The organism is Streptomyces sp. NPDC058773 (assembly GCF_042746015.1).
Taxonomy (GTDB): Bacteria; Actinomycetota; Actinomycetes; order Streptomycetales; family Streptomycetaceae; genus Streptomyces.
Genome location: NZ_JBHYPE010000007.1, coordinates 91,754 through 103,757, shown reverse-complemented (window position 1 = coordinate 103,757; position 12,004 = coordinate 91,754). Strand labels below are relative to the sequence as shown.

The 12,004-nt window shown below is 69.8% G+C and carries 9 protein-coding genes; 7 read left to right on the top strand and 2 right to left on the bottom strand.

Going from position 1 to position 12,004, the window contains the following annotated elements:
- Positions 1-531: 531 nt before the first annotated feature.
- Complete coding sequence (locus tag ACFW5B_RS08865) at positions 532-1,779, bottom strand: MFS transporter (RefSeq protein ID WP_386435425.1); 1,248 nt, start codon at positions 1,777-1,779, stop codon at positions 532-534.
- A 119-nt stretch (positions 1,780-1,898) separates the two neighbouring features.
- Between ACFW5B_RS08865 and ACFW5B_RS08860 the strand changes: the two genes are divergently transcribed.
- The 5 genes from ACFW5B_RS08860 (at position 1,899) to ACFW5B_RS08840 (ending at position 8,161) form a co-directional block, all read left to right on the top strand.
- The gene (locus ACFW5B_RS08860) at positions 1,899-2,906 is read left to right on the top strand and encodes a LacI family DNA-binding transcriptional regulator (RefSeq protein WP_386435422.1); all 1,008 of its coding nucleotides are present in this window, start codon (positions 1,899-1,901) and stop codon (positions 2,904-2,906) included.
- Positions 2,907-3,377: 471 nt separating this feature from the next.
- On the top strand, positions 3,378-4,646 hold the full coding sequence (locus tag ACFW5B_RS08855) for an ATP-grasp domain-containing protein (RefSeq protein WP_386435419.1): 1,269 nt from the start codon (positions 3,378-3,380) through the stop codon (positions 4,644-4,646).
- Positions 4,647-4,961: 315 nt separating this feature from the next.
- Positions 4,962-6,293 carry a helix-turn-helix domain-containing protein gene (locus ACFW5B_RS08850; RefSeq protein WP_386435417.1) on the top strand — a complete coding sequence of 444 codons (1,332 nt, stop codon included), beginning with the start codon at positions 4,962-4,964 and terminating at the stop codon, positions 6,291-6,293.
- 166 nt (positions 6,294-6,459) lie between these two features.
- Positions 6,460-7,326, top strand: a complete 867-nt coding sequence (locus ACFW5B_RS08845) for a fumarylacetoacetate hydrolase family protein (RefSeq protein ID WP_386435414.1) — start codon at positions 6,460-6,462, stop codon at positions 7,324-7,326.
- Positions 7,327-7,387: 61 nt separating this feature from the next.
- Positions 7,388-8,161 (top strand): SDR family oxidoreductase, encoded by a 774-nt coding sequence (locus tag ACFW5B_RS08840; protein ID WP_386435411.1) that lies wholly within the window; start codon positions 7,388-7,390, stop codon positions 8,159-8,161.
- 145 nt (positions 8,162-8,306) lie between these two features.
- On the opposite strand, the gene ACFW5B_RS08835 is transcribed toward ACFW5B_RS08840, so the two are convergent.
- The gene (locus ACFW5B_RS08835) at positions 8,307-9,341 is read right to left on the bottom strand and encodes a hypothetical protein (protein WP_386435408.1); all 1,035 of its coding nucleotides are present in this window, start codon (positions 9,339-9,341) and stop codon (positions 8,307-8,309) included.
- Positions 9,342-9,686: 345 nt separating this feature from the next.
- On the opposite strand from ACFW5B_RS08835, the gene ACFW5B_RS08830 reads away from it, so the two are divergent.
- Both ACFW5B_RS08830 and ACFW5B_RS08825 read left to right on the top strand, forming a co-directional pair.
- On the top strand, positions 9,687-10,577 hold the full coding sequence (locus tag ACFW5B_RS08830; protein ID WP_386435406.1) for a phytanoyl-CoA dioxygenase family protein: 891 nt from the start codon (positions 9,687-9,689) through the stop codon (positions 10,575-10,577).
- A gap of 223 nt (positions 10,578-10,800) precedes the next feature.
- Positions 10,801-11,907, top strand: a complete 1,107-nt coding sequence (locus ACFW5B_RS08825; RefSeq protein ID WP_386435403.1) for a histidinol-phosphate transaminase — start codon at positions 10,801-10,803, stop codon at positions 11,905-11,907.
- The last annotated feature ends 97 nt before the right edge of the window (positions 11,908-12,004 follow it).

Sequence of the window (12,004 nt, the reverse complement as noted above, 5' to 3'; positions counted from 1 at the left end):
CCGGCCCCCTTTCCCCTCTGAGCGAGCCCACAGCGACGGGGCCCTGAGCCGGCCACCGGGGTTCGACAAACACGCGGTCACGTTTCCGCCGTCTATGGCGACGTCATATTCGTATTTGATCACACCTATGCGCCACTGGACATGGTGCGATCGGTGTTTGTCCGGAACCGGCGGTTCGGGTCAGTAAGGACCCACCCGGCCCTTGCGGGCGGCGGCGATCCCCGTTCACGCGCCCGCCGGGCCCCCTTGCCTGCGTCACCGGAACCGGCCGCACCGACCCCGGTCTCCCGGCGGCCGGCTGGGGCCTGACCCCGGGGAGCGGGGAGGGCCGAGAGGCAACGGCGTCACCGTGCGTCCCACGTCATGGAACCGCGTTCGGCCGGCAGCACCTCCCGCCCCCTGGCGCACCCCGCCCACCGCCGCGGTCGAAGAGCCGCTCCGATCGCCGCCGCCCGGCGATCGGAGCGGCTGGTCACCGTCCCGGCACGGGGCCGGCACCCACCGGATCACACGGCATTCCGGGCACGAACGTCATACCTCCGAAACGGCGTTGGCATCGGATGGGGAAGGAGTAGCGTGTTTATTTTGGGGTGATGGCATGTGGTTTGTGACCACGAAGAATCGGCCACACACCCAGAGCACGGCGAGGGCCGCGAAACCTCCGCCGCCCGCGACGGCGAAGCTCGCCCCGCTGGAACCGTACTGCGCGGCCGACCCGGCCACGGCCGTGCCGGCCGCGACGCCCACGCCCAGGGCGGTCACCACCCACGAGAACGCCTCCGTCACGGTTCCGGACGGGGCGACCCGGTCGACGACGACGAAGCCGCAGGCCAGTACCGGTGCGAAGAAGACCCCGGAGAGCGCGGCGAGGAAGATCATCCAGGGGAGGCCGGGCGTGAGCATCAACGGCAGGTAGCAGAGCGCCAGTCCGGCGGTCAGCGGACGCAGCCGCTGTTCCGGGGTCCCGGGCCAGGTCCTCGATCCGTAGACGAGACCGCCCACCAGTGCGCCCAGGGAATTCGCCGCCAGAATCCAGGCGGACACCGGGCCGGCACCGTGCTCGTCCCCGTAGGCGACCGCGGAAATCGAAACGGCGCCCAGGGAGACGCCGACGAACAGCACCGACCCGAGCAGGACCAGCAGTGGGGACGAGCGCAGCGCACCGAGCCAGTGCGCGGTACGGGGCGCCGCGCGCCAGCGCCGGGACGGTCCGGCGGTGACCACGACCATCGTGCCGGCCACTCCGATGAGTCCGGTGGCGATCAGGGCGGCTTCCTCGGAACCCACCGCGATCAGGAACGTCACCAGCAAGGGCCCCGAAGCGAAGAGGATTTGCTGGGCTGCGGCGTCGAGTGCATAAGCGGCCTGCACCCGCTCCTCGCTCCGGAGCAGTCCGGGCCACAGGGCGCGCATGCCGCCTTCGAGCGGCGGGGCCGCCAGCCCGGCCAGCGCGACCCCGGCGGCGGCGAGGGGCAGCGATGTGCATCCGACGGCCGCGAGCAGCACGAAGCCCGCGGCGGAGAGCAGCGCGCCGAGGGCCATCACCCAGGTCTGACCGCGCCGGTCGACGGCCCTGCCGAGCAGTGGCTGCCCCACGGCCACCGTGACACCCCAGAGCGCGGCCAGCGCCCCCGAGAGACCGTATCCGGCACCCTCCGAACGGAGGAACATCAGGATTCCCAGCGCGGCCATCCCGTGCGGTAACCGTCCGATGAGGGTGCCGCCGAGTAATCGGACCACATGCCGGGTGCCCAGCAGGCTCCCGTAACCGTTCCCCATGTCCCACCCTTCGGCCGGAGACGGGCCCGCGGCCGTAGTACGTATAACTTCCCTGCGATGTCTACCATGTTGGGGACGAGCGGTCCACCCGCCCAGACTCCGAGAGAGGATGCGCCCCCGTGGCGAACAGAGCACGGCCCACCTCACGGGACGTGGCCCGGGAGGCGGGCGTGTCGCAGGCGACGGTGTCGCTCGTGTTCGGTGAGAAGTGGCACGGCCGGGTGTCGGAACGGGTCGTCGGGAGGGTGCGGGAGGCCGCACGCGCGCTCGGGTACCGGCCGAACCTCGCGGCCAGGACCCTGCGGACCGGGCGGACGAAGACCGTGCTGCTCGTCGTCCCGGCGCTCACGAATGAGTACTACGCGCGGCTGTACCACGGTGTCGCACGGGTCGCGGCCGAGCACGGCTTCGGCGTGGTGCTGTATCCCTCCCCGTCGGACGGGGGGCCGGCGCGCGATCCCTTCGTCTCGGCACGGGCCACTCTGGACGGAGTGCTCGCCTCGTCCATGGCCTCGGAGGTGCTGGCCGCGTTCGAGGGGGACGGGATTCCGCTGGTGATGCTCGACAGCGATCCGGCGAACTCGCGGGCCGCCGCGACGGTCAACCTCGATGTCGTGGACGGCATCCGCCAACTGGCCGCGCATCTGCTGTCCCTCGGCCACCGTCGCATCGCCCATATCGCGGCCGGGCTGGATTCCTGGACGTTCGCCGTGCGGTCCCGGACCCTGGCGGACGCCCTGGCGGGGACGGGCGCGGAGCTTCGGACCGAGTACGCGGAGCTCACCATGGACGCCGGACGGCGGGCAGCCGAACGGGCCCTGCGCGCCCCGGAGAGCCGGCCCACGGCGCTGCTGTGCGACTTCGATCTGCTCGCCGTCGGCGCCCTGAAGGCCGCCCGGCAGCTCGGTCTCCGGGTTCCGGAGGACGTCTCGGTGACCGGATTCGACGATCTGACGATCGCGGTGGCGGTGGCACCGGAGCTGACCACGGTGCGGCTTCCCGCCGAGGAGGCCGGCGAGCGGGGCATGCGCACGCTCGCCTCCGTACTGGACGGCGGTCGGCCCGGTAACCCGGCCCCCGTGCCGGTCTCCCTGGTGGTCCGCGGCTCGACCGCCCCGCCCGCATGAGCCGCGCCAGGATCGGCGCGGGCCGGCGCACTTCCTGACCAGGGCGCCGACGGCTCCCCGGCGAGCGGCAGTTTTCCCGCAAGAGGCAGTTTCGACGGCAGTTCAAGTTGCCTCTCAGCGGCACCCGTTGACGCTTGTGGATCATCTGGATGAGCTGCCAGACTTCGTGCGGGCTTGGGGCGGTCAGCTAGAGCGTGCCTCTGGCGGTTCCGGCCAACTTTCCCTTCGGACCGGCCAGTTGCGGAGGGGTGCGCGCACACCCCGACCTGGCCCCGGAAATTCACCGACCGCCGACTCCGGCTGACATTCACCTTCGCGTCACCGGCATCGCTGTGCCCAGGGATGCCCGGCCGGCGCGGGAAAACGGTGGGCGACGGCACATCGCGGTCCACGACGAACCGCCATGCCCCGTCGGCCGCAGTGCCCCGTGGGCCGGCCCGTCACCCGACAGAACGGAAGAGGAGATCAGCCATGACCACGTCACTGAAGGGCACCCGGGCTGTTTTACTGCTGGACCCGGTGCGCAACGGTGCCCACTTCAAATCCGTCACACGCCGCCGCGGCCTCGCCGTCGTCTCGGTCTACACGATGCCGCGGCAGCATGTCGAGAGCCGCTGGCCCGACCACGCGGACGGCGATGACGCCGGGTTCTACGCGGATGACGCCGGCCAGATCCTGCACGGGGTCGAGAGTCTAGGGGTGGAGCTGGTGGCGGTGGTGGCCGCCTCGGAGTCCGCGGTCCACCTCGCCGACGTCCTGGCGGACAAGCTCGGCCTGACGGGGAACGACCTCGCGCTCTCGCCCGCGCGCCGCAACAAGGCTGCGATGCGGGCGGCGGCGCTCGACGCCGGTGTGCGCATCCCCCGGTTCGCGCTCGTCGAGGACCCGGCCGGGATCGCACCGGCCGCGGCCGGCATCGGGTTCCCGGCCATCGCCAAGCACACCACCGGGGGCGGCTCGCACGGGGCGCGGCTGCTGAACTCGGCCGAGGAGGCGGCCGACATCTCCGGCCTCGCGCGACGCGACCACTTCGGGCGGGAGGTCGAGGAGTGGCTCGTCGAGCAGTACGTCCGGGGCCGTGAACTCGCGGTGAACTGTTTCAGCCATGACGGTGAGCACCAGGTCATCGACGTCTGGGAGTACCGGCAGCCCGACGACAGCGACTACGCGTTCCCCTACTGGGAGCTGATGCAGCTCGCCGAGGACGACCCCGACCGGCAGCGCGCGGCGGACTTCGTCGGCGAGGTGCTGACCGCGCTCGGTGTCCGCCTGGGCCCCAGCCACACCGAGGTGAAGGTCGCCGCCGACGGGGTGTACCTCATCGAGATGGGCGCCCGGCTTCCCGGTGGCCCGTTGACGGAGCAGTGGCTCGCGCACAGCGATCTCGACCCGTTCGAGCAGACCCTGGACTGCTACCTGGGCAATCGCCCCGCCTGCCTCGAGACCCCGCCGCGCTTCGACGCGCTCATCGGGAGCAGCGTGATCCGGAACGAGGGCCCGGCGGGGGTGCTCACCGAGATCCGCGGTATGGAGGAGCTGCTCCGCAAGCCCGGTGTGGACAGCGTGGCCTCGGTCTACGCACCCGGTGATGTCGTCCCGGTCACCGACAGCACCAAGACCATCCCGCTGTTCATCTCCCTGGCGGCGCCCGACCGTCCGGCGCTCCTCGACCTCATGGCCTGGGTGCGCCGGACGGTGGAGCTGGTGATCGAGCCGGCCACCGACTCGCGTGACACCTGACTCCGCGTCGTCGTGCACCCGGCCCCGGAGTCACCGGGGCCCGGCACCGGGGAATTCGGTGGCGTTCCGTGGGCGGACCGGTGTGCGCGGCAGCCCGTTCACACCTCCGAAGGCGGGAGATACGACACCCTAAGATGTTGTCCGCTCTGTTCCGTGGGATCCAGATAATGGGCTCGGAGACGCTGTGTTTCCTGATATGTCAGTGCTCGGTCACTGTCCCTTCTTACGGCCCGACGCACCCCACGGCTCCGTGCTCCGCCGGCCACGCATCACGACGACGCAGGGCGGCACACCTGATACGACAAGGGGGAAGGTTTGATTCAGGAGGCGTTGGGCGACAGCCGCGACACAGCGGAATTAGGGTCACGAATACGCGCTCTCCGATTAGCGGCCCGGCTGTCGCAGAAGCAACTCGCAGACTTCAGTACGCTCAGTGTGCGGGCCATACGCGACATCGAGAACGGCCGGGTGAAACAACCCCGCAAGGACACTTTTCAGCTGCTCCGCAAGGCACTGGATCTGAGTGCGAGTGAGTGGGACACACTCAAGGAACTCATTCCCCGCGGCGTACCCGATACCGACCGCGCCGCGCCCGCCGGCCCGGAGCCACTGGGCCCTCCGGCGGCCAACGGCCCGATTCTCGGGCGGGACGACGAACTGGCCACTCTGCTGAAGCTCTTCGGCGTGGAGCACCGCCGTCTGATCACCCTCACGGGGATCGAGGGCGTCGGCAAGACCCGTCTGGCGCAGGAGCTGGCGCGGGCGCTGTACCAGCGGGAGGGCGCCTCCGTCCTGTGGGTCGCGATGGCCGACGAACCGCGGGGGTGGCTCAGACAGGAGAGCGCCGCGGCAGCCGTCTCCGCGCGGATACGTGAGCTGGTCCACGCCGATCACGACGGGGTGCGGCAGGTCGGTGAACTGATCGGCGACCGCGACACCCTGCTCGTACTGGACGGCGTACGGCGGCCGGGAGAGCTGACGGGCCTGGTCCCGCTGCTGCACCGGGAGTGTCCACGGCTGCGGGTGCTGATGACGGCGCGAAGCGCCCTGGGGGCGGCCGCCACGTCGGTGTTCCCGTTGGCACCGCTGCCCGTACCGCACGCCGACCCGCACCCGCGGGAGGCCCATTGGGAGCGGAACGCCTCGGTGCAGGTCTTCCTCACCTATGTACAGCAGACGCGCCACGCCTTCCGGCTGAACGGCTCGAACGTCACCGCGGTCGGCCAGATCTGTAGCGCGCTGGACGGACTGCCGATGGCCCTGGAACTCGCCGCGCGATGGAGCCTCATCTATTCACCGTGGCAGCTCGCCGAGCAACTGGCGGCCGATCCCCTGATGGTGACCCGGCTTCCCGAGGGCTGGGAATGGGGCGAGCCAGGCCTCTTCCAGTCCGTACGGGAAGCCCTCAAGGAACTGACACCGCGCCAGCGGGCTTTGCTGGATGTGATGGCGCGGCGTCGCGGATATTGGACGATGGGGGAGGCGGCCGAGTCGGCCGGGATCGATGTCAGCGAATCCGCCGGCGAGATGTACACCCTTCTGATGCATGGTCTGCTCCGCCGGACGGACTGCGCGGACCAGACGTTTTTTGAGTCTTTGAACATTGTGCGTTTCCTTCAGAACGGCCAGGAGGTGGAGGCGGCCTGACCGGCTGCCCTCGGAGCTCGCGTCCCCGGTCCGTCGACCGGGCCGCGCCACCGACACCGACGAATGCCCGCACAAGCAAGCCGGAATCAACTCCCTGAACCCGCACACCGTTTATTGGCATGCCTGGTATGAACGCCCGTTACATGAAGAGGAATGAGGAAACATCGTGCGACTCTGTACTCTGCGGACCGCCGACGGGGAAGACGTCGGAATCGCGGCGGATGACGGCATCGTGCTGGTGAGCACGCTCAACAAGGTGCGGGGAACGGAATACGGCCCCACGCTCCATGACATCGTCGTCCACGATCAGCGGGACGGGCTGGCGGCCGCGATGGCGGATCCGGCCGTACTCGCGACCGCGATTCCCGGCACGGACCTCGACTTCGCCCCTCTCTACCGGAACCCTCCGAAGCTGTGGGGCGTGGGGCTGAATTACACCCGGCATGCGGACGACCTCGAGGTCACCCAGCCGGACGGGGTGCCCGGGTCCTATATGAGACCCGCTTCCACCGTCATCGGATACGGCGACGACATCGTGCTGCCGCACCAGTCGGAGCGTGTCACGGCGGAGGCCGAGCTGGGGGTCGTCATCGGCGCGACCTGCAAGGACGTCCCGGCGGCCGAGGCGAAGTCGGTGATCTTCGGATTCACCACGCTGCTCGACATGACCGCTGAGGACGCCATCCGGATCAACCCCCGCTACATCCCGTGGTCCAAGGCATTCGACACCTTTTGCAGCCTCGGCCCCTGGGTGGTGACGCCCGACGAGATCCCCGATCTCTCCGCGATTCGCATATCGACCGTGGTCAACGGGGAGACGATCGCGACGAACCAGGTGTCCGCCATGATGTGCGACCCGTATTGGCAGGTCGCGTACTTCTCCGGAGGCATGGTGCTGGAGGCGGGTTCGGTCATCGCCACGGGCACCCCGGGCGCGGGGGTCATCCAGGACGGCGACGTGGTGGAGGCGCTGGTCGAAGGGGTCGGCAATCTGCGCAACCAGGCCCGGCACGCGTCGGCCGCCCGCCGGTAACGGTTCGTTCCCGGCCGGCGCCCGCCGGCCGGTCACCCCCAGTCCGGAGGAGGCTGAATCAGTGGATCTCGGCATCGAAGGGAAGACCGCCGTCGTGTGCGCCTCGACGTCGGGCCTGGGCAGAGCGACGGCCGAGGCGCTGGCGGCCGAGGGCGCGCGGGTGGTGGTGTGCGGCCGGCGCAAGGAAACGGCCGAGAGCGTGGCCGCCGGCCTGCCCCGGGCCCTCGGGGTGGGCGTGGATCTGCTGGCACCCGACGGCCCCGAGGCCGTGCTGTCCGCGGCGCGGTCCGCCTTCGGGCCCGTGGACATTCTCGTCCTCAACGGGCCGGGCCCCCGGGCGGCCCGGGTCACCGAGATCCTCCCGGAGGAGCTCGGGCCGTGCGTCGACTCCCTGGTGACCGTCCATCACCGTCTGGTGTCGCAGGTGCTCGGGCACATGCGCGCGCAGCGGTGGGGGCGCATCCTCGCGATCGGGTCGAGCGCCGTCGCCGCCCCCATCGGTGACCTCGCACTCTCCGGCATCGGGCGCACCGCGCTCGCCGCCTATCTCAAGATGCTGGCGACGGACGTCGCGGCGGACGGGGTCACGGTCAACATGCTGCTGCCCGGCCGTATCTCCACCGACCGGGTACGGCAGCTCGACGCCGCCCGCGCGACCCGGTCGGGGCGGGACGTCGCCGCCGTGCACCAGGAATCGGCGGAGCGGATTCCGATGAACCGGTACGGCGGGCCCGCGGAGTTCGCGGCGGTGGCCGCGTTCCTGTGCAGTGCGTCCGCCTCTTATGTGACGGGAAGCGCGGTGCGCTGTGACGGCGGACTTGTGCCGGCGCTGTAGTTCCCGTGCCGCCCGGCCGTGTTCCTTACGGCCGGGCGGTAACACGGGCGCGGCCCGGGGCGGTCGCGCGGGCCGGGTGCCCGCTGACCGCCCCGGGCCGCGCCCGAGCCCGCGTACCGCCCGGAGGGGGCGGCGCGGGGCCGTCCTACTCGGCGCCGAGGGTCGCGGCCGTCTTCATGACCAACTCCTCGGTCGGCCGGGCCCGTTCGACCTCCGCCACCGCTGCCATCAGCTCGAAGACATCGACGTCCTGTGCCTCGGCACACCGGCTGATCAGCGGGAAGAAGCTGGAGTGCGTCTGGCTCAGGCCGCCGACGAGCTGGTACGTCCGGTCGTCGTGCAGCCGGGAGAGGGGCCGCACCGCGTCCTCGCTCAGCCGGCCCAGGGCGCGGTAGTCGTAGGCGGCTCCGGCGCCTTGCGCCCACAGGATCGTGGCGAACGCCTCGGTGACGGCGTTCCCCGCGCCCCGGCCGATGCCGTCCAGGGTGGTGTCGATGTACTTCGCCCCGCCGCTCGCCGCAGCGAGGGCGTTCGCGTTGGCCAGCCCCAGGTTGTCGTGGCCGTGGAAGCCCAGAGGGGCATCGACCCGGTTGCCGACGTGGTGGAACAGTTCGCCGACCTCGGACGGCAGATAGCCGCCCACCGAGTCGACCAGATAGACCCCGTCGGCCCCGTACTTCACACACTGCTGGGCCGCCTCGACGACACCGTCCGGGCCGAGCAGGTTGGTCTTCATCAGATTGGCGAAGACCGTGAGGCCCAGCTCCTTGGCGAGCTTGATGAAGCTCTCCGCGGGCGTCACGTCGGTGATGTCCACGCCGACGCGGACGAAGTGCATTCCTGCCGAGGCGGCCTGGCCGAGGTGGTCCAGCGCGGCGATGCCGGGGATGCAGAACATGCCCCAGGCCGCGGTCTCCAGGGTGCCGGCCGCGAGGTCGAAACACCGCTTGTCGGAGACCAGGGTCGGCTTGGACAGGGCCTCGGCGGCGTTGAGCCCCAGTCCGTGGCCCAGTTCGATGAGGCGTATCCCCGACTTCTCAAGGCCGGCCAGAACGCTCTTGATGGTCTCTTCCGTGAATTGAAAGTCCACGGAGTAACTGCCGTCCCTGAGTGTGCAGTCGAGAATCTCGACCGCGTTCAGATCTGCGTTGCTTACGGTCTCATGCGGCAAGATCGGCATCTCACACCTCAGAAATCAGAGATCGCGGCCAACAAGGCGAGATCGATGACACACCCGTGTCACAGCGGGAAGAATTATTCCGGTTTGCAGCTCCGCCCTCTGGGGTCTCCCGCGCAATGTTCCGCCGGGAGGCTGCATTATTCGAGATTACCGCCGATGCGGGCATCCGGGGCGGCAGAACTACCGGCAGAACGGGGGCAGGCGGAAATGTGAAAGTGCCCCCCAATACCGGCAGATGACCCTTGTGACCGCTGAGATCAGGGTGCCAGAATCCGTACGAAGGTTCGTTGAGGAATGATTCACGTTCGGCCGCGCGGCCGAGATATCTGGAAGAGATGGGCAGTAATGGGAAACGTCCTCACCAAGGCTCAGATCGAATCCTTCCGAGAGAACGGGTTCTGCGTCGTACAAGGCATCTTCGATGACCACGTCATCGAAAAGGCCCGCGGTATCGTCGATAACCTGCTCTCCTCCCCCAGCCTCGCCGACCTGGCGGAAGCGGAACCGGAGGACAGCTCCAAGGCGCGCCGTATCTGGGCTCCCACGGCCCGGGACAAGGTCTTCGTGGACATTGCGGAGGACTCCCGGCTGATCGATGCCGTGGCACAGCTGATCGGCGACGACGTCGTCCTCCAGTACTCGAAGCTGAACGTCAAGCCGCCGCAGGTCGGCAGTGTCGTCGACTGGCACCAGGACTTCGCCTACTACCCGCACACCAACCAGGATCTGCTGGCCACACTGATTTACCTCGACGATGCGACGCGCGAGAACGCCTGCCTGCGGGTGGCGGCGGGCTCCCACCGTCAGGGGCTCCTCAGCCATGAGGTGGACGGGTACTTCGGCGGCAAGATCACTTCGCTGACGGACGTCGGTGTGGACGAGTCCACCGTCGTCGACTGTGAGGGGCCCGCCGGCTCGGTGGTCTTCCTGCACCCGCTCGTGGCGCATTCCTCGGAGAAGAACCTCTCCGACAGGTACCGCCGGGTGTTCATCCCCGCCTACCGCGCCGCCGACGCCTTCCCCATCTACTACGGCCCGCACGCCGCACACAACGAGCCCAACGCGAAGCTGCTGCGGGGCAAGCCGGCGAAGGCCGCGCGCTGCGAGGGCGGTGCCTGGCCGCTCCCGATCGCGGCCGCCGAATTCAACTCCCTCTACCAGATCCAGGAAGGGGCGCACCTCAAGGACGGCGGCAAGGCGTCAACCGGCTACTTCGCCCACGAGGTCACCGTGTAGGACAGGCCGGCCGGGCCGAAGTCTCGGCCCGGGTGACGCCGCCCCTTTCGGTCCGGAGGCGGCATCACCGCCCTGTCGGCCGGCAGACCACCGTCCCCCGGGTGGCTGCCGGCCCTTGCCGGATCGGCGGCCCTGCCTGCCCCAGCAGCGTTTTCGCGGAGTTCCGTGCGACCCGCAGCCCGCTCCCTTCCCCCTGACTCCTCAACCGGAAAGCGCCGAAGGCATGACCCGAATCGACGAACTGCCCGTCCGGGACGAACTGCGCGGCATGACGCCGTACGGAGCGCCTGAGCTCGACGCTCCGGTGCGGCTGAATGTCAATGAGAGTCCCTACGCCCTGCCCGAGTGGCTGGCCGAGCGGATCGCCGAGCGGGTGCGGGAGACGGTCCGCGGCCTCAACCGCTACCCGGACCGCGACGCGGGGGAACTGCGCGCAGCGCTCGCCGCCTACCTCGGCCGCACCACGGGGCTCGCCGTGGACAAGACCCACATCTGGCCCGCCAACGGCTCCAACGAGGTCATCCAGCAGTTGCTGCAAGCGTTCGGCGGCCCCGGACGCACCGCGCTCGGCTTCGAACCGTCGTACTCCGTGCATCCGTTGATCGCCCGTGGCACCGGGACCGGCTGGATTTCCGTCCCGCGCGATGCGCACTTCGCCATCGACGTGCCGGCCGCGCGGGCGGCGCTCGCGGAACACCGCCCCGACATCGTCTTCCTCACCTCCCCGAACAACCCGACCGGCACCGCCGTCGCCGAGCAGACCGTCCTCGCCCTGTACGAAGCCGCACAGGCGGTGAAGCCGTGCCTGGTCATCGTGGACGAGGCCTACGGGGAGTTCTCGGGCCGCCCGCCGTTGGTGCCGCTGGTGGAGGGCCGGCCGCATCTGGTGGTCACCCGGACGATGTCCAAGGCCTTCGGGGCGGCGGGTCTGCGGCTCGGCTATCTGGCCGCCGCTCCCGCCGTGGTGGACGCCGTCCGGCTGGTCCGGCTCCCCTACCACCTGTCGTCCGTCACCCAGGCCATCGCCCTCACGGTGCTGGAGCACGCCGAGGTCCTGCTGACCTACGTCGAGCAGCTCAAGAGCGAACGCGCCCGCCTCGTCACCGAGTTGCGGGAGATGGGCTACGACATCACCGACTCGGATGCGAACTTCGTCCAGTTCGGGCGGTTCGAGGACAGCCACCGGGCCTGGGAGGCCCTGCTCGCCCACGGTGTGCTCGTCCGGGACAGCGGAGTACCGGGCCGGCTGCGGGTCTGTGCCGGCACCCCGGCGGAGAACGATGCCTTTCTGGCGGCTGCCCGCGCCGTCGTGAAGGAATGCGCCGACTGACGGAAGAAGCCCACAGCAGAAGCCGGCGGCCGGTGTTCACGGGCGCCGGGAGCGGACTGATCAGGATTCCGGCCGCAGGGCCGGCAGCAGAGCTCGC

Coding starts and splice junctions, on each gene's coding strand:
- ACFW5B_RS08835 (WP_386435408.1), bottom strand. CDS start 9,341: ATGCCGATCTTGCCGCATGAGACCGTAAGCAACGCAGATCTGAACGCG.
- ACFW5B_RS08825 (WP_386435403.1), top strand. CDS start 10,801: ATGACCCGAATCGACGAACTGCCCGTCCGGGACGAACTGCGCGGCATG.
- ACFW5B_RS08865 (WP_386435425.1), bottom strand. CDS start 1,779: ATGGGGAACGGTTACGGGAGCCTGCTGGGCACCCGGCATGTGGTCCGA.
- ACFW5B_RS08855 (WP_386435419.1), top strand. CDS start 3,378: ATGACCACGTCACTGAAGGGCACCCGGGCTGTTTTACTGCTGGACCCG.
- ACFW5B_RS08830 (WP_386435406.1), top strand. CDS start 9,687: ATGGGAAACGTCCTCACCAAGGCTCAGATCGAATCCTTCCGAGAGAAC.